19 protein-coding genes and 2 pseudogenes are annotated in these 24,274 nt (G+C 43.2%); 20 read left to right on the top strand and 1 reads right to left on the bottom strand.

Translation table 11 applies throughout. The annotated features are described in order from the left end of the window. The first annotated feature begins 17 nt into the window (after positions 1-17). The 13 genes and pseudogenes from RCG24_RS08575 (at position 18) to pyrE (ending at position 13,654) form a co-directional block, all read left to right on the top strand. The gene (locus RCG24_RS08575) at positions 18-314 is read left to right on the top strand and encodes a hypothetical protein (protein WP_202653862.1); all 297 of its coding nucleotides are present in this window, start codon (positions 18-20) and stop codon (positions 312-314) included. Between the two features lie 111 nt (positions 315-425). Continuing rightward, entirely contained in the window at positions 426-917 is a 492-nt protein-coding gene (gene lspA / locus RCG24_RS08570; protein ID WP_202653863.1) for a signal peptidase II, read from the top strand. Continuing rightward, positions 889-1,797: an RluA family pseudouridine synthase gene (locus RCG24_RS08565; protein WP_202653864.1), complete on the top strand. Its 909-nt coding sequence runs from the start codon at positions 889-891 to the stop codon at positions 1,795-1,797. The genes lspA and RCG24_RS08565 overlap by 29 nt, the downstream gene beginning before the upstream one ends. Positions 1,798-1,983: 186 nt before the next feature. Further along, positions 1,984-2,526 (top strand): bifunctional pyr operon transcriptional regulator/uracil phosphoribosyltransferase PyrR, encoded by a 543-nt coding sequence (pyrR, locus tag RCG24_RS08560; RefSeq protein WP_202653865.1) that lies wholly within the window; start codon positions 1,984-1,986, stop codon positions 2,524-2,526. A 164-nt stretch (positions 2,527-2,690) separates the two neighbouring features. Then, positions 2,691-4,004, top strand: coding sequence for a solute carrier family 23 protein (locus RCG24_RS08555; protein WP_202653866.1), 1,314 nt, complete (start codon positions 2,691-2,693; stop codon positions 4,002-4,004). Positions 4,005-4,158: 154 nt separating this feature from the next. Next, a complete protein-coding gene (locus RCG24_RS08550) occupies positions 4,159-5,100 on the top strand; it encodes an aspartate carbamoyltransferase catalytic subunit (protein ID WP_202653867.1) in 942 nt (313 codons plus the stop codon). Beyond that, positions 5,060-6,346 carry a dihydroorotase gene (locus RCG24_RS08545; protein ID WP_308078869.1) on the top strand — a complete coding sequence of 429 codons (1,287 nt, stop codon included), beginning with the start codon at positions 5,060-5,062 and terminating at the stop codon, positions 6,344-6,346. The genes RCG24_RS08550 and RCG24_RS08545 overlap by 41 nt, the downstream gene beginning before the upstream one ends. Then, a complete protein-coding gene (locus tag RCG24_RS08540) occupies positions 6,343-7,434 on the top strand; it encodes a carbamoyl phosphate synthase small subunit (RefSeq protein ID WP_308078868.1) in 1,092 nt (363 codons plus the stop codon). The genes RCG24_RS08545 and RCG24_RS08540 overlap by 4 nt, the downstream gene beginning before the upstream one ends. After that, positions 7,427-10,633, top strand: a complete 3,207-nt coding sequence (carB, locus tag RCG24_RS08535) for a carbamoyl-phosphate synthase large subunit (protein ID WP_308078867.1) — start codon at positions 7,427-7,429, stop codon at positions 10,631-10,633. Before RCG24_RS08540 ends, carB begins: the two co-directional genes overlap by 8 nt. Next, positions 10,630-11,400: a dihydroorotate dehydrogenase electron transfer subunit gene (locus tag RCG24_RS08530; protein WP_202653871.1), complete on the top strand. Its 771-nt coding sequence runs from the start codon at positions 10,630-10,632 to the stop codon at positions 11,398-11,400. Before carB ends, RCG24_RS08530 begins: the two co-directional genes overlap by 4 nt. Beyond that, on the top strand, positions 11,397-12,338 hold the full coding sequence (locus RCG24_RS08525) for a dihydroorotate dehydrogenase (protein ID WP_202653872.1): 942 nt from the start codon (positions 11,397-11,399) through the stop codon (positions 12,336-12,338). The genes RCG24_RS08530 and RCG24_RS08525 overlap by 4 nt, the downstream gene beginning before the upstream one ends. Continuing rightward, positions 12,310-13,025: pseudogene (gene pyrF / locus RCG24_RS08520) on the top strand (orotidine-5'-phosphate decarboxylase). The gene RCG24_RS08525 and the pseudogene pyrF overlap by 29 nt, the downstream one beginning before the upstream one ends. Next, positions 13,022-13,654, top strand: a complete 633-nt coding sequence (gene pyrE, locus RCG24_RS08515; RefSeq protein WP_308078866.1) for an orotate phosphoribosyltransferase — start codon at positions 13,022-13,024, stop codon at positions 13,652-13,654. Before pyrF ends, pyrE begins: the two are co-directional and overlap by 4 nt. A gap of 19 nt (positions 13,655-13,673) precedes the next feature. Here pyrE and RCG24_RS08510 read toward each other — a convergent pair whose 3' ends face one another. After that, positions 13,674-15,389, bottom strand: coding sequence for an Rqc2 family fibronectin-binding protein (locus RCG24_RS08510; RefSeq protein WP_308078865.1), 1,716 nt, complete (start codon positions 15,387-15,389; stop codon positions 13,674-13,676). Positions 15,390-15,595: 206 nt separating this feature from the next. On the opposite strand from RCG24_RS08510, the pseudogene RCG24_RS08505 reads away from it, so the two are divergent. The 7 genes and pseudogenes from RCG24_RS08505 to priA all read left to right on the top strand — a co-directional run bounded on the left by RCG24_RS08505 (position 15,596) and on the right by priA (position 24,243). Next, positions 15,596-18,275 (top strand): annotated as a pseudogene (locus tag RCG24_RS08505) (calcium-translocating P-type ATPase, SERCA-type). 94 nt (positions 18,276-18,369) lie between these two features. Beyond that, a complete protein-coding gene (locus RCG24_RS08500) occupies positions 18,370-19,245 on the top strand; it encodes a YicC/YloC family endoribonuclease (protein WP_202653877.1) in 876 nt (291 codons plus the stop codon). 61 nt (positions 19,246-19,306) lie between these two features. Continuing rightward, on the top strand, positions 19,307-19,570 hold the full coding sequence (gene remA / locus RCG24_RS08495; RefSeq protein WP_202653878.1) for an extracellular matrix/biofilm regulator RemA: 264 nt from the start codon (positions 19,307-19,309) through the stop codon (positions 19,568-19,570). A gap of 10 nt (positions 19,571-19,580) precedes the next feature. Further along, positions 19,581-20,195 carry a guanylate kinase gene (gene gmk / locus RCG24_RS08490; RefSeq protein ID WP_202653879.1) on the top strand — a complete coding sequence of 205 codons (615 nt, stop codon included), beginning with the start codon at positions 19,581-19,583 and terminating at the stop codon, positions 20,193-20,195. 1 nt (position 20,196) lies between these two features. Next, on the top strand, positions 20,197-20,418 hold the full coding sequence (rpoZ, locus tag RCG24_RS08485; RefSeq protein WP_202653880.1) for a DNA-directed RNA polymerase subunit omega: 222 nt from the start codon (positions 20,197-20,199) through the stop codon (positions 20,416-20,418). A 203-nt stretch (positions 20,419-20,621) separates the two neighbouring features. Continuing rightward, complete coding sequence (gene coaBC / locus RCG24_RS08480) at positions 20,622-21,845, top strand: bifunctional phosphopantothenoylcysteine decarboxylase/phosphopantothenate--cysteine ligase CoaBC (RefSeq protein ID WP_202653881.1); 1,224 nt, start codon at positions 20,622-20,624, stop codon at positions 21,843-21,845. Then, complete coding sequence (gene priA / locus RCG24_RS08475) at positions 21,832-24,243, top strand: primosomal protein N' (protein WP_202653882.1); 2,412 nt, start codon at positions 21,832-21,834, stop codon at positions 24,241-24,243. Before coaBC ends, priA begins: the two co-directional genes overlap by 14 nt. Positions 24,244-24,274: the final 31 nt, after the last annotated feature.

Below are 24,274 nucleotides of genomic sequence, written 5' to 3'. Positions count from 1 at the left end.
ACGGAGGTAAAACACATATGAATGCGATACAGGAAAAATTGTTTTTGGAACTCCGTCAAACGAAAATTGAACTTGAACAGTCATTAATGAGCAGACAGAATAGGGACTGGTTGACAAATCTTTTAGAATCAGAACTGAGAGATGTTAACGCTGCCATTTGTAAATTTGAACAAGGCCAATATGGTAAATGCGAAAGGACGGGCGAATGGCTCCCAGAAAATTTATTGCAAATTATTCCTACTGTTAAATCAGTGAATGACTCCGAAATAGTTAATCGCTATTATAAAAAAACGATCTCAACCTTAGACTTGTAACGTTACATTGTCGATTTGCCGTTAAATATGCTAAAATGCAGAAGAAACTAGGAAAGCACAAGCGTCTTCATAAGAGGTGTTTTAGCTTTTGGGATGTGGGGGTATTTCTTCGTGTATTATTATTTAATTGCAATTTTTGTGATCCTTTTAGATCAATTAACGAAATGGCTAGTCGAGCACAATATGTATTTAGGAGAAAGTATTCCAATCATTCATAACTTTTTATACATTACCTCTCATCGCAATCGTGGGGCTGCATGGGGCATTCTACAAGGGCAGATGTGGCTGTTTTATGTGATAACCGTTGTGGTCATCATCGCTATTATGTATTATCTGCATAAAGCTGCAAAGGGAAGACGATTGTTGGGAACAGCGCTTGCTTTAATGTTAGGCGGGGCGATCGGAAACTTTATCGACCGGATCATTCGTAAGGAAGTTGTTGATTTCATTCATACCTATATTTTTGGCTATAATTTTCCTGTATTTAATATTGCTGATTCTGCATTAGTCATTGGTGTTGGCTTACTAATGATCCAAATGCTGCTTGACGAAAGAGACTCAAAGGAGAAAACATATGGAGAAAATGGAACACATCGTCCTTGACGAACAGCATGGGGAGCGAATTGATAAGGTCATCGCGGGTTTAGATGCTGATTGGTCAAGAACACAGGTACAGCAATGGATTAAAGATGGACATGTGCTCGTGAACGAAAGACCCGTGAAGACAAACTATAAATGCAGTTTGGATGATCAAATTGAAATTTCTATTCCTGATCCGGAGGAACTTGATGTTATCCCCGAACAAATGGATTTGGACATTTATTTTGAAGATAAGGATGTCCTGGTGGTCAACAAACCAAGAGGGATGGTCGTCCATCCTGCTCCGGGACATATGACAGGAACTTTGGTCAACGGTCTAATGGCTCATTGTAACGATTTGTCCGGGATCAATGGAGTCTTAAGACCGGGTATCGTTCATCGCATCGACAAGGATACATCGGGATTATTAATGGTTGCAAAGAACGATATGGCCCATGAAAGCCTTGTTAACCAGTTAGTCGAAAAAACGGTTACCCGAAAATATAAAGCGATTGTGCATGGGATCATTCCTCATGATTATGGCACGATTGATGCCCCTTTGGGAAGAGATAGCAAGGACAGGCAAAGCATGGCCGTAGTCGACCAAGGAAAACATGCGGTTACCCACTTTCAGGTACTCGAGCGGTTTAGCCAATATACTTTTGTTGAGTGCGTGCTGGAAACAGGAAGAACGCACCAAATTCGAGTTCACATGAAATATATTGGTTACCCGCTTGCCGGAGATCCCAAATATGGTCCAAAGAAAACGTTAGCTATTAATGGACAGGCACTTCATGCCGATGTACTTGGTTTTATTCATCCGAGAACAAAAGAATATCTTGAATTTGAAGCACCGCTTCCAGAAGATATGGAACATCTTCTTCGTTTGCTTAGAAAAAAATAATTGACATTCTGTCTAATTTAAAGTAAGATTTCTATAGTTTAATAAGCCTTTAAAATCAGTCCCGTGAGGCTGAGAAGGAAACGGTTATCGGACATCTGTTCTGTTATTGCAACCTCTGCATGTTTACCTCTCACCTGTAACGGTGGGAGGTATTTTTGTGATGTTAAAAGAAGAAGGTGATACAGTTTGAGCGAAAAAGCAATTGTGCTTGATGAACAGGCAATAGGTAGGGCCATGACCCGGATCGCCCATCAGATTATTGAGAAAAATAAGGGAATCACCGATTGTGTATTGGTCGGAGTAAGAACAAGAGGAATTTATTTGGCCAAGCGGCTTGCTGCCAAAATTGAAGAAATTGAAGGAAATCCAATTCCTGTCGGAGAACTGGATATAACCCTTTACCGCGATGATTTAACTATCAAAACGGATAATCATGAACCGCTTGTCAAAGGGTCCGATATCCCGTTTGAAATCAGTAATAAAAAAGTGATTCTCGTAGATGATGTTTTGTACACGGGAAGAACGGTCAGGGCAGGGATGGATGCGCTGATCGATATCGGCAGGCCGTCGGCAATCCAACTGGCTGTTTTGGTAGATCGTGGTCATCGTGAGCTTCCAATCAGGGCTGATTATGTTGGTAAAAATATTCCGACATCCAGCAGTGAGAAGATTGTTGTTGAACTGAATGAAGTCGACAATGTTGATCAAGTAAGTATCCATGATAAATAAATAATGACCCTTTTAAATGCAGTCCTGTGAGTCTGACAAAGGGAGAAGCGCTAATACATTCGATTGGTGCTCCATACCCTCTTTGGACCTTTTTGGACGAAGAGGGTTTTTTACTATAAAAGTGAAGAAAATAAATACACCTTATCATAACAGGGGAGATCAAAATGAGTAACAAGCCAATTTTAGACGTAAAAGATAAACCAAAAGCAGGTCAATGGTTTACACTAAGTATTCAGCATTTGTTCGCCATGTTTGGAGCAACCATTCTTGTTCCCTATTTGGTCGGACTAGATCCGGCAATCGCGCTTATATCCAGCGGTCTTGGAACTTTAGCCTTCCTGCTGATTACTAAATTTCAAGTTCCGGCCTATCTAGGTTCTTCCTTTGCCTATATTGTCCCGATTAAATTAATGAATGATACGATGGGTCCGGGGGCAGCAATGATTGGGACCTTCCTTGTTGGCCTTGTCTATGGTACCGTAGCTTTGATTATCAAGAAAGCCGGATACCGTTGGATTATGAATTTACTGCCGCCAATTGTTGTCGGACCGATTATTATCGTTATTGGTTTGTCGGTATCGGGAACAGCTGTCAATATGGCTACCCAAAATGCTGCGCAACATTATAGCATGCTTCACTTCTCGGTTGCCTTGGTAACCTTGGCTGCAACGATAATCTTTTCGATTTTTGCCAAAAAAATGCTGAGCATTATCCCGATCCTGGCGGGGATTGTCGTTGGCTATGTGTACGCATTAATTGTCGGTGTAGTCGATTTTGCACCGGTTCTAAAAGCACACTGGTTTGAAATGCCGCAGTTTATTATTCCGTTTGTCAGCTACAAAGTAAATTTCACCTGGGACATCTTTTGGCTCATGGTTCCAGTAGCGATTGTCACAATTTCGGAACATATTGGTCACCAGCTTATTCTAAGTGATATTGTCGGCCGTAACTACATAAAAGAACCGGGGCTGCATCGCTCGATTCTTGGTGACGGAACAGGCTCAATTATCTCGGCTTTGATTGGCGGACCACCAAAAACAACCTATGGTGAAAATATTGGCGTTCTGGTGATTACCCGTGTTTATAGTGTTTACGTACTGGCAGGCGCTGCGATTTTTGCGATTCTGTTTGGCTTTATCGGAAAAATTACTGCGCTCATTCATAGTATTCCAACACCGGTAATGGGCGGTGTATCAATCCTTCTGTTTGGAATCATTGCGTCCTCAGGTTTAAGAATGCTGGTCGATAATAAAATTGATTTTGAAGACAAACGAAACCTGGTGATTGCCTCAGTCATCCTTATTATCGGTGTGGGCGGAGCTATCTTAAAGCTGCCGTTTAAAGATATTCAAATTCAAGGAATGGCGTTGGCCGCGATTTTTGGAGTCATTTTAAACCTCATTCTTCCGGGCCGACCGGTGGTCAATGATGATTTGTTTGAAGAACGTACAGCTGAAAATAATAAACAAACTGCATAATCATGAACCTTTTAAATAAAGTCCAGTGAGGCTTTTAAGGGTGTAATTCCGATAAAGAGAGTTCTTTATCCGGATTTTTTCAAAAAAGGTTTTACACCCTGATCAATCGATCAGGGTTTTTTTTAGAAAAAACAAAAAACCGGGGGGATGTCAGATGCTAAATCATTTATTAACCACTAATGAGTTAAAGGTAGAGGAAATTTATCAAATTCTAGCAGATGCCAAAAGATTTGCCGAGGGGATGGAGTGGAGACCGGAACAAGCAACCTTTGCTGCAAATCTTTTCTTTGAAGCAAGTACACGGACCAAAAGCAGCTTTGAAGTCGCGGAACGAAAATTAGGATTAGAGGTTATTCCATTTGAAGTGGCAACCTCCAGTGTTCAAAAAGGGGAAACATTGTATGATACCGTTAAAACGTTGGAAGCAATCGGTGTTCATGCAGTTGTTATCCGCCATGGGCAAGACCGCTATTTTGATGAATTAGTTGGAAAAGTCGATATTCCGATCATCAATGGGGGAGATGGCTGCGGCCACCATCCAACCCAATCACTGCTTGACTTGATGACGATTTATCAGGAATTTGGCCGATTTGCCGGATTGAAGATTGCCATTGTCGGAGATATCCGTCATAGCAGGGTGGCCCGCTCGAATGCTGATGTGCTGACTAGACTTGGGGCTGAAGTATGTTTCTCCGGCCCGCGGGAATGGTATGATGCAAGTTTTAATTTAGCACAATATCAACCAATCGATGAAGTGATTGAGGATTCCGATGTCGTGATGCTTCTTCGGGTTCAGCATGAACGGCACTCGCTAAAGGGTAATTTTAGTGCAAGCGACTATCACCAACATTATGGACTGACGATTGAACGGGAGAAACGGATGAAGTCAGGCAGTATTATTATGCATCCAGCACCGGTCAATCGAAATGTAGAAATTGCTGATAGCCTAGTCGAATGCAGCAGGTCGAGAATATTTAAGCAAATGCAAAATGGTGTATATGTCAGAATGGCCGTTATCAAAAGGTCACTTGAAAGTCTTAAAGGAGGGTTCCATAATGAAACTGCTTATCAAAAACGCTTGTTACGCAGCGTCTGACGGTGAATGGAAAGAGTCTGATATTTTAATAGAAGATGGAACAATTTCCAAAATAGAAGCGAATTTACAGGTGGCCGTTGATCGTAAAGTCGATGCGGCAGGTCTCATTGTGGCCCCTGGATTCATTGACCTTCATGTTCATTTGCGCGAACCCGGCGGGGAGAAGAAGGAAACGATAGCGACTGGAACACTCGCGGCAGCCCGAGGCGGTTTTACAACCGTAGCGGCGATGCCGAATACTCGCCCAGTACCTGACACTAAAGAACAAATGGCCTGGCTTGTAGAAAGGGTAAAAGAAGTCGGCAAAGTTCGTGTCCTGCCATATGCCGCAATTACAACAAGGCAGCTTGGAAAAGAATTAACTGATTTTCATGCCTTAAAGCAGGCCGGTGCTTTCGCTTTTACGGATGATGGCGTAGGCGTTCAGTCGGCAGACATGATGCTGCAAGCGATGCAGCTGGCAGCCAAGGAAAATATGGCAATTGTGGCCCATTGCGAAGAAAATACACTGATTCATAACGGCTGTGTCCATGAAGGCAATTTTTCAAAAAAGCATGGACTTAACGGTATTCCTTCGGTTTGTGAATCAGTGCAAATTGCCAGGGATGTTTTACTGGCGGAGGCCGCGGGTTGTCATTATCATGTTTGTCATATCAGCACAAAGGAATCGGTTCGTGTTGTCAGAGATGCGAAACGGGCGGGGATTCGTGTGACAGCAGAAGTGACACCGCACCATTTATTATTAGCGGAAGACGATATCCCGGGTCTTGATCCAAACTACAAAATGAATCCGCCTTTGCGTTCAGCAGCTGACCGCGCAGCCTTAATCGAAGGGTTATTGGATGGCACGATCGATTTCATTGCGACCGACCATGCGCCGCATACGGTTGAAGAAAAAAATACCGGCATGGAACTGGCTCCATTTGGCATTGTCGGCTTAGAGACGGCATTCCCGCTGTTGTATAGCCATTTAGTCAAGAAAAATATTTTAACGCTTGAACAATTAATTGCCCTGTTAACAGCTAAACCAGCCCAAAGCTTTGGGCTCCCCTATGGAAAAATCGAGGTCGGGGAAGCGGCAGATTTGGTCTTAATTGATTTAAACGAGGAACAGGTCATTAATCCGGCAGAGTTTTTGTCCAAGGGGAAAAACACTCCATTTGCCGGTTGGAAATGCAGCGGCTGGCCAGTAATGACGATTGCAGCAGGCCAAATAGTTTGGAAAAAAGGTTGTGTAACCGTATGAAAAGACAATTAATTTTAGAAGATGGGACGATTTTTATTGGTGAGGGATTTGGCAGTAGCAATGAAACCATTGGCGAAGTCGTCTTTAACACCGGAATGACTGGCTACCAGGAAATACTCTCGGATCCTTCTTATTGCGGCCAAATAGTCACGCTTACTTATCCGTTAATCGGAAACTACGGGATTAACCGTGATGATTTTGAAACGATTCATCCAGCCGTAAAGGGTTTTATTGTCAAAGAAGCAGCTGATTTCCCGTCAAACTGGCGAAGTGAATTTGCTGTCGGTGAATATTTTGAAATGAAAAAAATCCCCGGGATTGCCGGAATTGACACACGCAAACTAACCAGAATTATTCGTCAATATGGAACCTTAAAGGGGGCTATCTGCAGTATCGAAAAAGATCCTCAGGAAGTGATCGAAACATTGCGCACGATAAACCTGCCAATTGACCAAGTAAGACAAGTGTCGACGAAGAATGCCTATCCAAGTCCGGGCCGCGGGAAAAGAGTGGTCCTCGTTGATTTTGGTATGAAGCATGGCATCTTGAGGGAATTAAATAAACGCGGCTGTGACATTGTAGTCGTTCCTTATTATACATCGGCTGATGAAATTCTCCAGTTACGTCCAGATGGACTGATGCTGTCTAATGGACCAGGTAATCCGAAAGATGTTCCAGAAGCAGTAGATATGCTGAAAGGTGTATTAGGAAGGGTGCCGCTTTTCGGAATTTGTCTGGGCCATCAGTTATTTGCCCTCGCTTGCGGGGCCGAAACGGTTAAAATGAAATTTGGCCATCGCGGTTCCAATCATCCTGTAAAGGATTTGAATACAGGCAAAATAACGATTACCTCACAAAACCATGGCTACACCGTAGATTTGGAATCCATTCACAATACTAGATTAGTTGTCACCCATATTGCCTTGAATGACGGTACGGTTGAGGGGTTAAGGCATCTGGACTATCCGGCTTTTACCGTTCAGTATCATCCCGAGGCATCCCCTGGGCCGGAAGATGCGAACAATTTATTCGACCAGTTTCTTGAACTGATGGACGTAAATAAACGGGAGGTTGTAAGCCATGCCTAAACGCACAGATCTAAACTCCATCCTGGTAATCGGTTCGGGGCCGATTGTTATAGGTCAGGCGGCGGAATTTGACTATGCCGGCACCCAAGCCTGCTTAGCCCTTAAAGAAGAAGGCTATCGGGTGATTCTCGTAAACTCTAATCCAGCGACTATCATGACCGATACCGAGATTGCCGATGCCGTCTATATTGAGCCGTTAACGCTTGAGTTTGTCAGCAGCATCATTCGCAAAGAAAGACCGGATGCCATTTTAGGAACACTTGGGGGACAAACTGGCCTTAATTTAACGGTTGACTTGGCAAATTCCGGGATCCTTGAAGAATGCGGTGTGGAAATCCTCGGAACGAAACTGACGGCAATTCAACAAGCCGAGGATCGTGAACTGTTTCGCAGCCTAATGAATGATTTACAGGAACCGGTTCCCGACAGCGCCATCGTTCATGATTTAACAGAAGCAAAAGCATTCGTTGCAGCCATTGGCTACCCGGTTATCGTTCGTCCAGCCTATACACTTGGCGGCACGGGAGGAGGGATTTGCGCCAATGATAAGGAGCTTGAAGAAATTGTCACAAGCGGGTTGAAAAGCAGTCCTGTCCATCAATGCTTGCTTGAAAAAAGTATCGCCGGATATAAGGAAATTGAATATGAAGTAATGCGCGACTCCAATGATAATGCCATTGTTGTTTGTAATATGGAAAATATTGACCCGGTCGGTGTACATACCGGCGACTCCATTGTTGTTGCTCCCAGTCAAACATTAAGCGATCGGGAGTACCAGTTATTAAGGAATGTTTCCCTTAAAATCATCCGCGCATTAGGTATCGAAGGCGGTTGTAATGTCCAATTGGCACTGGATCCATACAGCTTCAACTACTACATTATTGAAGTGAATCCCCGGGTAAGCCGTTCTTCTGCCTTGGCTTCAAAGGCTACAGGATATCCGATTGCCAAGCTGGCTGCGAAAATCGCTATCGGTCTGACTCTTGATGAGATGCTTAATCCTGTTACCGGAAAGACATATGCCAGTTTTGAACCGGCTCTCGACTATGTCGTAACGAAGATTCCAAAGTGGCCGTTTGACAAATTCGAATCGGGGAACCGCTCGCTTGGGACGCAAATGAAGGCAACCGGCGAAGTGATGGCAATCGGCCGGACGTTTGAAGAGTCCCTGTTAAAAGCGATCCGTTCGCTTGAAGCGGGTGTCTATCATTTCGAATTAAATGAAGCCGAGGCGATTGATGACGAGCTGCTTGAGAAGCGGATCAGAAAAGCAGGTGATGAACGCCTCTTTTATCTTGCCGAGGCCTTAAAACGGGGAATCACAATTGAAACGATTCATCAATGGAGTAAAATTGATAAATTTTATTTAAATAAGATGCAGGGGATTATTGCGCTAGAAAAACAGCTTGCGAAAAATCCATTCGATCCTGAAATCCTGACCGCTGCCAAGCGAAAAGGGTTTACCGATAAAAAAATTGCACAACTATGGGCAAGTTCAGAATCAGAAATCTACCAATTTCGGAAGCAAACTGGAATTGTCCCCGTTTACAAAATGGTTGATACATGCGCTGCTGAATTTGAGTCGGAAACGCCTTATTACTACGGAACTTATGAAGAAGAAAATGAATCGATTGTGACCAGCAAGGAAAGTGTCATTGTCCTTGGCTCAGGACCAATCCGTATTGGCCAGGGCATCGAGTTTGACTATGCCACGGTTCATTCCGTTAAAGCCATTAAAGAAGCGGGCTATGAAGCGATCATTATTAATAATAACCCGGAAACCGTTTCGACAGACTTCAGTATTTCTGACAAGCTTTATTTCGAACCGCTAACAATCGAAGATGTGATGCACATTATCGATTTAGAACAACCGCTAGGTGTCGTCGTTCAATTCGGTGGCCAAACGGCAATTAATCTTGCTGCGAAATTGGCGGAGCATGGCGTGAAAATTCTCGGAACAAGTCTGGAAGATTTAGACCGGGCCGAGAATCGGGATAAATTTGAACAGGCACTGGAGGAATTAAACATTCCCCAGCCAAATGGGAGAACGGCCTTATCGGTGGAAGAAGCACTGGTAATCGCTCAAGAGATTGGCTATCCGGTCCTTGTTCGGCCTTCATATGTACTCGGCGGCCGGGCGATGGAAATTGTTTACCATGAAGAAGAACTGCTACAATATATGGAAAATGCCGTAAAAATTAACCCCGAGCATCCAGTGTTAATTGACCATTATTTAATTGGTAAGGAAATTGAAGTGGATGCCATTTGTGACGGAACAAATGTCTTGATCCCGGGAATTATGGAGCATATCGAGCGGGCAGGAGTCCATTCGGGTGATTCCATCGCTGTTTACCCGCCGCAAACTCTGTCTGATAAGACGAAACAAACGCTGGTTGACTACACTGAAAAACTGGCAAAAGGGTTAAACATTGTGGGACTGTTAAATATTCAATACGTTTTATCAGAGGGACGAATTTTTGTATTGGAGGTCAATCCTCGTTCAAGCCGAACGGTACCTTTTTTAAGTAAAATAACGAATGTGCCGATGGCGAAAATTGCCACCAAAGCCATTCTTGGCGTACCAATTGAAAAGCAAGGCTACAAAAAAGGACTTGTTGACGAAAAACCAGGAGTTTATGTGAAGGTTCCAGTGTTCTCGTTTGCCAAGCTGAAAAGTGTCGATATTACTCTGGGACCGGAAATGAAGTCAACTGGTGAAGTAATGGGCAAAGATTTGATACTTGAGAAGGCCCTTTATAAGGGCTTAGTCGCCTCCGGCATGAATATCCAAAAGCACGGGACGGTTTTGTTTACGATTGCCGATAAGGATAAGGAAGAAGCTTTAAAGCTGGCTGCCAGATTCGCCGCCAACGGTTATCGTCTAATGGCGACAAAAGGCACAGCAGCATTTTTGCAAGCAGCAGGTCTTCCGGTAAAGAGTGTTGAAAAAATTGGTTCTGAGGGAAAGACTTTGATAGATGTTATTCATAATGGAGAAGCTCATTTTATCATCAATACATTAACAAAAGGAAAGCAGCCGGAACGGGACGGGTTTAGAATCCGCCGGGAAGCCGTGGAAAATGGTGTCCCATGCTTAACCTCGTTAGATACCGCCGAGGCGATCCTGAAGGTGATTGAATCGATGAATTTTCTAACGGAAGCGCTGAAAGCAGACAAAAAGGAGGCAGTTTTTTCTTGATTAGAAAAGAGTTATGCAAAATTCTCAGCCAGAAGGAAATCGCCGCCAATATTTATGAGTTAAGGGTGAAAGCAACATTAGTTGATGACATAAGGGCACCGGGACAATTTGTCCATGTTCGCGTTACCAATGGAATTGACCCGCTGTTGCGCAGACCAATCAGCATATCAGCTTACAATCAGCAAACGGAGCAAATGACATTGATTTACCGCAAGGAGGGACGTGGCACCTCCTTAATGGTACAATTGGAACCGGGAATGGAACTTGATATCCTTGGTCCATTGGGAAATGGTTTTCCAATTGAAGAAGTAAGTGTTGGTGAAACGGCGCTGCTCGTTGGCGGCGGCATCGGTGTTCCGCCTTTGTACGAACTTTCTAAGCAATTGGTTGCCAAAGGGGTGAATGTGATCCACATTCTTGGCTTTCAAACAAAGTCAGCGGTATTTTATGAAAAAGAGTTCTCGAAAAATGGTTTGACGTTCATTACCACGGCCGACGGTACGTACGGAAGAAAAGGCTTCGTGACCGATGTTATTAAAGAGGTGAGCTTTGACTGTTTGTACACATGCGGGCCAACGCCAATGTTAAGGGCAATTGAACAAGGTTTTCCCGACAAAAGAGTCTTTTTGTCATTGGAGGAACGAATGGCCTGTGGTGTCGGTGCTTGTTTTGCTTGTGTCTGCCAAAGCGGAGACGCGGCGGATACCTCCTATAAAAAGGTTTGTAGTGATGGACCCGTATTTCGCGCCGGGGAGGTCGTATTATGAATCGCTTGAATGTTGAGTTGCCAGGGCTGCGGTTGAAAAATCCAATCATGCCGGCATCAGGCTGCTTTGGGTTTGGCCGCGAGTTTAGTCAGTTTTACGATTTAAGTAAGCTTGGGGCGATCATGATCAAGGCCACCACCTTGGAACCGCGGTTTGGAAATCCAACACCAAGAGTTGCCGAAACAGCGGCAGGAATGCTTAATGCTATCGGATTACAAAATCCGGGGTTAGAAAAAGTAATAGCAGAGGAATTGCCGTGGCTGTCACAATTCGATGTCCCAATTATCGCCAATGTTGCTGGTTCCGTGGAAGAGGATTATGTTGCGGTGGCTAGGAAAATTTCCCAAGCCGCCAATGTTAAGGCGCTTGAATTAAATATCTCCTGTCCGAATGTCAAAACCGGCGGAATCGCCTTTGGAACAATTCCTGAGGTGGCCAAACAATTGACCCGTAAAGTGAAAGAGGTATCCGCTGTTCCGGTATATGTAAAGCTTTCCCCTAACGTCAGCAATATCGTGGAAATGGCGCAGGCGGTTGAAGCTGGTGGTGCTGACGGGATTACGATGATTAATACACTTGTTGGGATGCGGCTGGATATAAAGACAGGTAAGCCGATTTTAGCCAATCTTACCGGTGGACTATCCGGTCCGGCGATTAAGCCGATTGCCATCCGCATGATTTATGAAGTCAGTCAAGCGGTCTCGCTTCCGATCATCGGTATGGGAGGTGTTCAATCGGCAGAAGATGTAATTGAATTCTTATATGCTGGTGCCAGTGCCGTAGCGGTTGGTACCGCCAATCTTGTTGACCCATTGGTCTGCCCAGCGATTATTGATGATTTACCGGATGTCTTAGAGCGATTAGGCTATGAACACATCAAAGAATGTATCGGAAGGAGCTGGCAAAGGGATGGACAATTCGCTAATCATCGCGCTTGATTTTCCAGATGGAAAGGAAGTAGAGCAGTTTTTACAGCCATTTAAGGGACAAGAGCTGTTTGTCAAAGTAGGAATGGAGTTATTTTACCAGGAAGGCCCAGCGATTGTGAGACTGTTAAAAGAAGCAGGCCATCGGATTTTTCTTGATCTTAAGCTGCATGATATTCCGAATACGGTAAAAAGTGCCATGAAAGGACTGGCCCGCCTGCAATGTGATGTAGTTAATGTTCATGCTTCAGGGGGAAGGAAATGATGGAGGCCGCGCTCGAAGGCTTGGAGGCGGGGACAGCAGCAGGAGAAAAGCGACCGCGATGCATTGCGGTAACCCAGTTAACTAGTACATCACAACAGCAGATGAATCAGGAACAGCTGATCCCTGTTTCTTTAACTGAATCCGTTTTACATTATGCTTCACTGACAAAAGCAGCCGGTTTGGATGGCGTTGTTTGTTCCGCTTTGGAGGCAGGACTAATTCGCCAAAATTTGGGACCCTCCTTTTTAACCGTTTGCCCAGGAATCCGCATGCAAACAGATCAAGTTCAGGATCAAAAGCGAATAGCGACACCAGAGTTTGCCAGGGAATCCGGGGTTAGTGCGATTGTCGTCGGTCGTTCAATTACGAGAGCGGCAGATCCGCTTGCTAGCTTTAAACAGTGGATGGAAGTATGGAAGGGTGTTAAACAATGAAACAGAAAATTGCTGACAGTTTATTAAATATTCAAGCTGTAACGTTAAAACCAAATGAACCATTTACCTGGACATCAGGGCTCCGCTCGCCAATTTACTGTGATAACCGCCTAACATTATCATATCCTGAAGTGAGAAGAGAGATTGCCAAAGGTTTAAAAACACTAATCGAGGAACGGTATTCAGACGTAGAAATGATTGCTGGCACTGCTACGGCAGGGATTCCTCATGCCGCATGGGTAAGTGAACTGATGAATCTGCCGATGTGCTATGTTCGTTCAAAAGCCAAAGGTCATGGGAAAGGTAATCAAATTGAAGGAAAGGTCGTACCTGGTCAGAAAGTTGTCGTTGTCGAAGATTTAATTTCCACCGGCGGCAGTGTCATTACCGCTGTTCAAGCTTTAAGGGAAGCAGGCTGTGAAGTCCTTGGAGCGGTTTCAATTTTCACCTATGAACTGGAAAAAGGAAAACAAGCCTTTGCCCAAGAAAACATAGCCAGCCAATCGCTAACTGATTTCTCTACCTTGGTTCAAGTTGCCATAGAAAAAGGCTATATTAGTGACAATGATCAAGAAGGCCTTATGTCCTGGAGCAAGGATCCGGAAGAGTGGAGTAAACACTATGAATAAGGAAAAAGCCCCAAAAAAATTAGGGGCTTTTCTTTAATTTCAGAACTAATTCTTCATCCGGGGTGACATAAACGGTCTGCTGCTGCTCATAAACAACAAACCCCGGTTTCGCCCCATTCGGTTTCTTCACATGTCTGACCTTTGTATAATCGACTGGAACGGAGCTGGAATTTCTCGCCTTGCTAAAATAAGCAGCCAGCATCGCTGCTTCTTTTATAGTTTGATCAGAAGGCTGTTTGCTGCGAATCACCACATGTGAACCAGGAATATCCTTCGTATGCAGCCAGATTTCATCTCTTGCTGCCAGCTTGTGCGTTAAATAATCATTTTGTTTATTATTTTTCCCAACAAGGATATCGGTATGATCAAATGATTGAAATTGATCAAGTACTGGCTTGGTAGGTTGCTTATTTCTATTGTTGCGTTTATGCCGTTCGCGGAGATAACCACCTTCAATCAACTCCTCACGAATCTCTTGTAAATCCTTAGGCGAAGCCGATGAGACCTGTTGCAGTAAACTGTCAAAATACAGCACTTCTTCTTTGGCATGTGCAATTTGTTCACTAACGATAGAAATAGCATTTTTTGCCTTCTGGTATTTTGAAAAATATTTTTGGGCATTTTCAGCCGGCGTTTTTCGAGGGTCAAGCGGAATGATAACAGTACGGCCTGATTCATCATAATAATCGAGAACCTCGATTTCTTTCATGCCTTTTTTGACGGCATACAGATTGGCCGTCAAAAGCTCTCCATAACGTTGAAATTGCTCAGCTTCCTCGGCTTCTTTTAATGTGGCCTCAAGCTTTTCAATTTTCTTTTCGTTTTTTTCCTTCTCATTCATCATGAGTCTTTCAATATCATGGCCTTGCTGCTTGACCCGGTCTCGTTCGGCTTTACCAAAATAGAAGCGGTCAAGCATTTCACTTAATGAAGAAAATAGTTTTACTTCTCCTTTTACATGTTCAAGCGGAAACAAATAAAAGATTTCTTTGTCAGAAGTGGTCATGATTGCCGGGGAAAGTTTATCTTCTTCTATCCTAGCAATTAACCGAGTAAAAGCGGCCGGTACCGTCGTATGATTTGCCAGTCCGGCTGAAACTAGTACCTCTTTGGCAAACAGTGGAGAAATGCCAGCGAAGTGTTCGACTAACTGCTTATCCAGTTTCCCAGCATTAAAATCTAGCTTTCTGACGACATCTTCCTCACTTGCGAAAAAGGGATTTTGTTTATCCTGTGCCGGCGGGCAGATATAGGGCTGACCTGGTAAAATCGCCCGATGGCTGTTTACTGCAAAAGAGATATGTTTAATACTGTCTAAAATGAGATTTCGCACCTTATCTACTAATACAATATTGGAGTGTCTTCCCATTATTTCGATAATGAGCTGCTTGCAAGTGATATCCCCAATTTCGTTACGGCCTTTTATTTCAAAAATGATAATTCGATCATTATCAATCTGATACAAATTTTCTAAAATATGACCTTCAATATGCTTTCTTAATAGCATGCAGAACATCGGCGGTTCACTGGGATTTGCATAGACTTCTGTCGTTAACTGTGCTCTTGCATAGCTGGGATGGGCCGAGAGCAATAATTTATGGTTCACTCCGCCGGCACGGATTGTAATGATTACTTCATTTTTATAGGGCTGATGAATCTTGCTTATTCGGCCGCCCTTAAGCAGCCGGGAAAGCTCCTCAACCATTGCTTTTGTAAATAAACCATCGAATGACATCAAAAACATCCTTTTCTATTAGCTTTCATGACATCATTATATCCTACTTTTTTAAAATCTGTCTTATTTTACTCCGCCATGCTTAAGATATAGCATTTTTTTGGACGACCCTGAATAAGCTGTCTTTAGAGGTCAGTCTATAGGGATAAGGATGGCAAGCAAGGGATTATCCTAGAGTCGATACAAGGGGGAAGTGAGATGGTCGGATGAAGTTCCATGAGATGGAGATCAAACAAGTAGAAAAAGTCTTAGAAACCGACTTTTCAACAGGATTAACAGAAGAAGAAGTCAAGATGAGGATTGAACGTTACGGATTTAATGAGTTGGCGGAAGGGGAAAAACAATCTGCTTTACTGCTATTCTTCAGCCAATTTAAAGATTTTATGGTCTTGGTTTTGCTTGCGGCAACTTTAATTTCCGGCCTGCTGGGGGAATATATCGATGCGATTGCCATTATTGCGATCGTGATTTTAAACGGCATTCTCGGCTTTTATCAGGAAAGGCGGGCGGAAAAATCGCTTCAGGCGTTGAAAGAATTATCGGCACCACAGGTATCTGTGCTCAGGGATGGGCATTGGATTAAAGTGCCTTCGAAAGAAATTGTCATTGGTGACATCTTGAAATTTGCCAGTGGGGATCGGATTGGTGCCGATGTCCGCATCATTGAAGCGAATAGTTTGGAAATTGAAGAATCAGCATTGACAGGTGAATCCGTGCCGGTAGCAAAACATACCGATTGTTTAGCGAATCCGAATCTCGGTATTGGTGATATGGAAAATATCGCCTTCATGGGTACGATGGTGACAAGAGGAAGCGGTATCGGTGTTGTCATGGCAACGGGAATGAAATCGGCGATGGGACAAATTGCCGGTCTTCTGCAAGAGGCAGAGTCACAGGAGACCCCGCTGCAACGCCGGTTGGAACAATTAGGCAAGATTTTAATAGCGGTCGCCTTATTTCTCACTATTCTTGTTGTTGTCATCGGAGTGCTGCGCGGCCACGATATTTATACGATGTTTTTAGCTGGTGTATCGTTGGCAGTGGCAGCTATACCTGAAGGACTGCCAGCGATTGTCACGGTAGCACTTTCGCTTGGCGTCCAAAAAATGATCCGACAAAAAGCGATCGTTCGTAAACTACCGGCGGTTGAAACATTAGGTTGTGCATCGGTCATTTGTTCTGATAAGACAGGAACGATGACCCAAAATAAAATGACCGTTACCCATTTATGGAGTGGTGGAAATACTTGGACGGTTGATGGGATTGGGTATCAGCCGATCGGAAATTTTTATCGTAATAAACAAAAAGTCAATCCTAAAGAGGAAAAAGCATTACAACAAATGCTAATTTTTGGAATGCTGTGTAATCATTCTGATATCTACCAAGAGGAGGAACAATTTCATCTCTGATGGTGACCCGACTGAAGGAGCATTACTGGTCAGTGCGATGAAAGCTGGTTTTACCCGACCAAAACTATTGGAGGAGTTCACCATTATCAAGGAGTTCCCGTTCGATTCTTCCCGAAAGATGATGAGCGTTCATGTAAAGGACAGGCAAGGACGTAACTTCATTATTACAAAGGGTGCTCCGGATGTCATCTTGGGAAATTGTGAATCGATTCTTTGGGAGGGGAGATCGCAATTTTTAAATCAGGAGAAGCAAGGCAAAGTTCAGGATGCAATTAATCATCTCGCATCTAATGCTCTTAGAACGATTGCCATAGCGTTTAAATCCATTCCCGCTAATACGATTATTTTAAGTGAACAAGAAGCGGAAAAGGCGCTCACTTTAATCGGAATCCAAGGAATGATCGACCCGCCTCGCCCAGAAGTAAAAGATGCTGTAAGAGAATGTAAAGAGGCAGGCATTAAAACGGTTATGATTACCGGTGACCATGTCATTACCGCTAAAGCAATTGCCGCTCAACTGGGAATATTAACAGAAAAAAGCAAAGTGCTAGATGGAAACGGCTTATCTCAAATGACCGTTGAAGAATTGGAAGCAGTTGTTGAAGATGTATCTGTGTTTGCGCGGGTATCACCCGAGCATAAATTAAAAATTGTTAAGGCTCTGCAAAATCGCGGTCATATCGTGGCGATGACGGGGGACGGGGTGAATGATGCTCCGGCAATTAAAGCAGCTGATATTGGTGTTGCTATGGGGATCACCGGCACGGATGTGGCCAAAGAGGCTTCCTCACTCGTATTAATGGATGATAATTTTGCCACCATTAAAGCGGCGATTAAAGAAGGCAGAAACATTTACGAAAATATCCGTAAGTTTGTCCGATATTTGCTTGCTTCCAATGTTGGTGAAATAATGGTGATGTTATTTGCGATGATCTTAGCCTTGCCGCTGCCATTGGTGCCGATTCAAATTCTTTGGGTCAATCTTGTTACAGATGGGCTGCCGGCGATGGCACTTGGACTCGATAAACCGGAAGAGAACGTGATGAAGCGGGCTCCCAGAAGCCCTAATGAAGGTGTCTTTTCACGTGGACTCGGCTGGAAAGTGGTTTCGCGGGGATTTTTGATTGGAATCGTCACTTTAATAGCATTTATGGTTGTTTACCACGATGATCCGGAGCAATTGGAATACGCTCAAACGGTTGCTTTCGCCACACTTGTTATGGCCCAACTGATCCATGTTTTTGATTGCCGCAGCGAAATTTCCATTTTGTCACGGAATCCATTTGGCAATCAATATCTGGTTTGGGCCGTCATCTCCTCTCTGGTTTTAATGTTGGTGGTCATTTATTATCCACCGTTGCAGCCGGTATTTCATACACTGCCGATTGAGGCAGACGATTGGTTGTTAATTCTTGGCTTATCCTCGATTCCAACTTTTTTATTAGCGGGTTCATTTTTATTAAGAAAAACAAAATAAAGTATGTTATAATCCAAAAGGTAATAGAATCCATTCTATTACCTTTTGGATTTTTCTTCTGAATATCCTTTTCAATGAATGGATGTGCGTGAATATGGTAAACAGTATGACGGGTTTTGGAAGAGGGAAGGCAGCATCTGATTCCTTTTCCGTAAATGTGGAGATTAAATCAGTGAACCACCGTTTTTGTGAAATGAATATTCGGATGCCAAGGCAACTGTTAAAAATTGAAGACAAAATTAAAAAAATCGTAAATCGGCATATTCATCGTGGAAGGGTTGAAGTGTTTATCGGCTTGGAAGGGGAAGGCATTATTTCCCGAAAAATTCAGGTTGACTGGAAGTTGATTGATGAATATATCCAATTTATTAAACAAGCCCAGACCAAATATGGGATGGAGGGGTCCATCACTCTGCATGATTTATTAAACCGTTCGGACCTAATACATATAGAAGAAAATGAAGTTGATAACGATGAATTGTCGGAATTAGTGATTCGTGCTGCCGGGGAGGCAATTGCCCAACTGAAGCAAATGCGAGTGGCTGAAGGAGAAACACTAAAAATGGATCTTGAGGCAATCATTGTTCAATTAGAAACAATTGTGACTGATCTGCAACAGGATGCCCCGATCGTTGTCCAATCTTATAAAGAGCGGATTTTAAAAAGAGTGCAGGAATATGTTAGCGGACAAATAGATGAGTCAAGGATTTTAACTGAGGTAGCCATTTTTGCTGAAAAAGCCGATATTAATGAAGAAATCATCAGATTAAAAAGTCATATCGGGCAATTTAAGCAAACCCTGAATGTTCATGAACCCATTGGCCGGAAGCTCGATTTCCTTGTGCAGGAAATGAATCGGGAGGCTAACACAATTGGGTCGAAGGCTAATGATGCCAATATAGCTAAAAAGGTAGTCGAAATGAAGAGTTTACTCGAAAAACTAAAGGAACAAGTTCAAAATATTGAATAGTAGTAGTTTACAAAAAGTTTGACGCGGCCAAAATATTATTAATGATGATTGGATGGTAATCATGGGGATTAAATTAGTTAATATTGGATTTGGGAATATCGTTTCTGCCAATCGGATCATATCAATAGTCGGTCCTGAATCTGCGCCAATAAAAAGAATTGTCCAGGACGCTCGGGACCGTGGGACATTGATTGATGCTACATATGGCAGACGTACTCGTGCGGTCATTGTGATGGACAGCGATCATGTTATTTTATCCGCAGTCCAGCCGGAAACGGTTGCCCACCGCTTATTGGACCGTGATGAGACTATCGAGGAAGGGTAGGATTTATGAAATGCAGGAAAAAGGATTACTCATAGTACTTTCTGGACCATCTGGTGTGGGAAAAGGGACGGTGCGGAAGGAAATCTTTTCGCAGCCTGATACCGCTTTTGAATACTCAATTTCTGTTACTACCCGCAAACCTCGTGAGGGTGAAGTGGATGGGGTTGATTATTTTTTCAAAACTAGAGAAGAATTTGAGAATTTAATTAAAAATGATAAACTATTGGAATATGCCGAATTTGTCGGGAACTACTACGGGACTCCTGTTGATTACGTTCAGCAAACATTGAATCAAGGAAAAGATGTCTTCTTAGAAATTGAGGTTAAGGGTGCCCGCCAAGTCCGTGAAAAATTCCCCGAAGGCTTGTTCATTTTTTTAATGCCCCCAAGTCTTTCCGAATTAAAGAAGCGAATTGTGACAAGAGGGACTGAGACAGAAGATATCATTCACAATCGGATGCTGACGGCACGAGAAGAAATCGAAATGATGGAATTGTACGATTATGTTGTTGTCAACGATGAGGTTACACTTGCTTGTGAACGGATCAAATCGATTGTTGTAGCAGAGCATTGCCGCAGGGAACGAGTTGAACATATCTACAAAAAATTGCTGGAGGTTGATTAAGATGTTATATCCATCGATAGATTCTTTATTAGAGAAAATTGATTCAAAATATTCACTGGTTTCAGTAGCTGCCAAGCGTGCCCGCCAAATGCAGCTTGAAAAGAATGAAAGATTACCCAAGTATGTTTCTTATAAACATGTGGGCAAGGCACTGGAGGAAATAAACAGCGGCATATTGACTTACCGGATTGCTAAAAAAGCGGAAACACCTGCCGAACAATAATTGCAATGAAACTAATAAAGGACCGAAACAAAGGCCTGACGATAAGGGGAATCCTTAAATGTCAGCCTTTTTTGTTTACAAAAAGGTTTAAAATAGCTTTCTGTATTATTGAGATTTTTGTCGATTAAAGAAGGAAAATAGTGAAAAAATTTTTCTATTCCAGCATAATAGATAATAAAGTTGATATCTGGGGGAATCCAAAGATGGTTATGAATAAAAAGATATTATTATGCGTAACTGGAGGGATAGCGGTTTACAAAGCAGCGGCGTTAACAAGCAAACTTGTCCAAGCCGGGGCAAGTGTAAAAGTCATTTTAAGTGAAGCTGCGGCACAATTTGTGACTCCGCTGACTTTTCAGGCATTATCCCGTAATGAAGTGTATACTGATACCTTTGATGAAAAAAATCCGCAAGTGATTGCTCATATAGACTTGGCAGACTGGGCCGATTTGATTCTGGTCGCTCCGGCAACAGCAAATACGATCGCAAAATTGGCGGGCGGGATTGCTGATAATATGATTACGACGACAGTGCTCGCTTCTACCGCACCTGTGTGGATCGCCCCGGCAATGAATGTTCATATGTATGAACATCCTGCGGTAAAAAGGAATCTTGCCAGATTGGATGAGTATGGTTACCAATTCATTGAACCTGGGGAAGGCTATTTGGCTTGCGGATATGTCGGAAAAGGCCGGCTGGAAGAACCAGAGAAAATAGTGGCATTAATGGAGCAATATTTTGTCAGCAGCAATACCGAGCCCTTAAAGGGAAAAACGGTGCTCATTACAGCAGGACCGACACGCGAAAAAATAGATCCGGTCCGGTTTATTTCCAATCATTCCAGCGGCAAAATGGGGTATGCCCTCGCTGAAGAAGCCAAGAAACAAGGTGCTCACGTCATTTTAGTGTCCGGACCGGTCCAGCTGCCAAAACCATCGGGGATTGACGTCGTCAGTGTCGAAAGTGCTGAAGACATGTATCAAGCCGTTCTGAACGTCTTTGATGAGGCGGATATTGTGATTAAAACAGCTGCTGTGGCTGACTATCGTCCCAGGGTTTCCTATGACCATAAAGTGAAAAAGCAAACGGGTAATGTCATGATCGAGCTTGAAAGAACAAAGGATATCTTGCTTGAATTAGGAAAAAGGAAAACAAAGCAAATCCTGGTCGGCTTTGCTGCTGAAACCAATAACCTAGCTGAATATGCCCAAGCAAAACTGAAGAAAAAAAATGCCGACATGATTGTTGCCAACAATGTAAAAGCAGAGGGGGCAGGTTTCGGCACCGACACAAACATTGTCACCTTGTTTAAACGGGATGGCACTGTTAGCGAATTACCCATTATGTCAAAAACGGCCGTTGCCCAAAAAATTATCGAAGAAATAACTGTTTTGTTGAAGGATCTGAATAAACATGAAAATTGCTAGTGTCATCGTTGATGTTCCGGCAAAACAAACAGATAAGCCATTCGATTATCTGATTCCCGAAGATTGGACGGAAACGATGCAACCAGGCATGAGAGTGATAGTTCCTTTTGGGCCGCGAAAAATTCAAGGCTTTGTGACGGAAATAAAGGACAAATCGGAGTTTAAGCAGTTAAAGGAAATTATTGCACCAATGGATCTGGAACCGGTTTTGAATAAGGAATTATTGCATCTGGGCGAATGGTTAACCGAAACCTCACTATGCTTTAAAATTTTTGCCTACCAGGCAATGCTCCCTGCTGCCCTGAAAGCAAAATATGAAAAAAAGGTACGACTGGCCCCTGGAAAGGAAGTGGCTGTTTTACCAAGTTCACTGCAAGCGATTTTTGCTGACAATAAAAAGCTTGAGTGGGAAGAGGTGTTAAAAAGCGGCTTAGTCCCCCTTTTACAGCGTGAGGCTGCCAAAGGTCATCTTGAAGTTGTTTATGAGGTAAAAGAAAGAGTTAAGAAAAAGCAGGTGAAGGTTATTCGACCGTTGTTTCCCCCTGCTGAAATTAAGGCAGAAATGGAGAGGCTGCCGGCCAATGCGGAAAAACAAAGGCAGGTGTTAGATTACTTTATCGAGCACCAAGATCCAGTCGAACAAAAACAGCTGCTGACGATCGTTCAAACTTCTCCTTCTACTGTAAAGGCGTTGGTTGAGAAGGGGCTGCTTTCCGAGGATGAAATGGAAGTATATCGCGACCCATTTGAAAATCGAGTTTTTGAGCATACTGCTCCATTGCCATTAACAAAGGCTCAAACTGCTGCAATCTCTCCTATTTTAAAGGCAATTGAGGCCAAACGGCATGAAGTATTTTTACTTTACGGGGTAACCGGGAGCGGAAAAACAGAAATATATTTACAAGCGATTCAGGATGTCATCGATAAAGGGAAAGAGGCTATCGTCCTCGTACCGGAAATTTCCTTAACACCGCAAATGGTGAACCGTTTCAAAGGAAGATTTGGAGATTTAGTGGCGGTCATGCACAGTGGACTATCTGCTGGGGAAAAGTATGATGAATGGCGCAAAATACAGCGGAAAGAGGTCAAGGTTGTTGTTGGAGCCAGGTCGGCCATTTTCGCCCCGTTTGAAAACATTGGCATCATCATTATCGATGAAGAGCATGAAACGAGCTATAAACAGGAAGATATGCCGCGTTATCATGCCCGAGATGTTGCGATAGAAAGGGCAAAAGTCTATAGCTGTCCCGTAGTCTTAGGAAGTGCCACTCCTTCATTGGAATCATTTGCCAGGGCGCAAAAAAAGGTATACCATCTGTTAACGCTGTCAAATAGGATGAACAATAAACCGCTGCCCCCGGTGGAAATTATTGATATGCGTGAAGAACTTCGTGCCGAAAACCGATCGATGTTTTCGCGCAAGCTGTTTTCAAAGCTTAAGGACCGGCTGGAAAAAAAACAACAGTCTGTCCTATTATTAAACAAGCGGGGGCACTCGTCATTTGTCATGTGCCGGGATTGCGGTTACGTTGTGAATTGTCCAAATTGCGATATCTCGCTGACCTATCATCGGGCCGGAAACCGGATGAAATGCCATTATTGCGGTTATGAAAGCAATATACCGAATGTGTGTCCGGAATGTTCAAGTGAATATATTCGCTATTTTGGCACTGGTACGCAAAAGGTTGAAGAGGAATTGGGAAAAATTCTTCCCGAAGCAAGGGTCATCCGGATGGACGTTGATACAACCGGAAGAAAAGGCTCCCACGAAAAATTATTAAAGGATTTTCGCGATGGCAAGGCCGATATTTTATTAGGCACGCAAATGATTGCTAAAGGACTCGATTTTCCTAACATTACCTTAGTCGGTGTTTTGTCCGCTGATACAATGCTGCATTTACCGGATTTTCGTTCTTCTGAAAAAACATTTCAATTATTGACACAGGTCAGCGGGCGGGCAGGAAGACATCAATTGCCTGGAGAAGTCGTAATTCAAACCTATACTCCGGAGCATTATAGCATCGAATTAGCAGGGATGCAGAATTATGATTATTTTTATCAACGGGAAATGATGATGCGAAAAATCCATCATTATCCGCCATTCTATTATTTAGTGTTGGTCACCGTTACCCATGAACAATTAATGAAGGCAGTTGCAGAAACGGAGAAAATTGTTAATTATCTAAGATCGCAAGTTTCCAATCAAGCCGTCATTCTTGGGCCGGCGGCATCACCGATACCCAGGATTAATAATAGATATCGCTATCAATGTCTGATAAAATACAAACGGGAACCGAATCTAACAAATGTTCTAAAGAAAATTCTTGATCAATACCAGAAAGAAGCCAGAAATGGACTACAGGTATCGATAGACGTCAACCCGTTTATCTTAATGTAATCTGGGTGAGAATGATAAGTAATTAATTTTA

Source organism: Neobacillus sp. OS1-32, from assembly GCF_030915425.1.
In the GTDB taxonomy this organism is placed as follows: Bacteria; Bacillota; Bacilli; order Bacillales; family Cytobacillaceae; genus Neobacillus; species Neobacillus paridis.
This window is presented reverse-complemented; position numbering and strand designations above follow the sequence as displayed.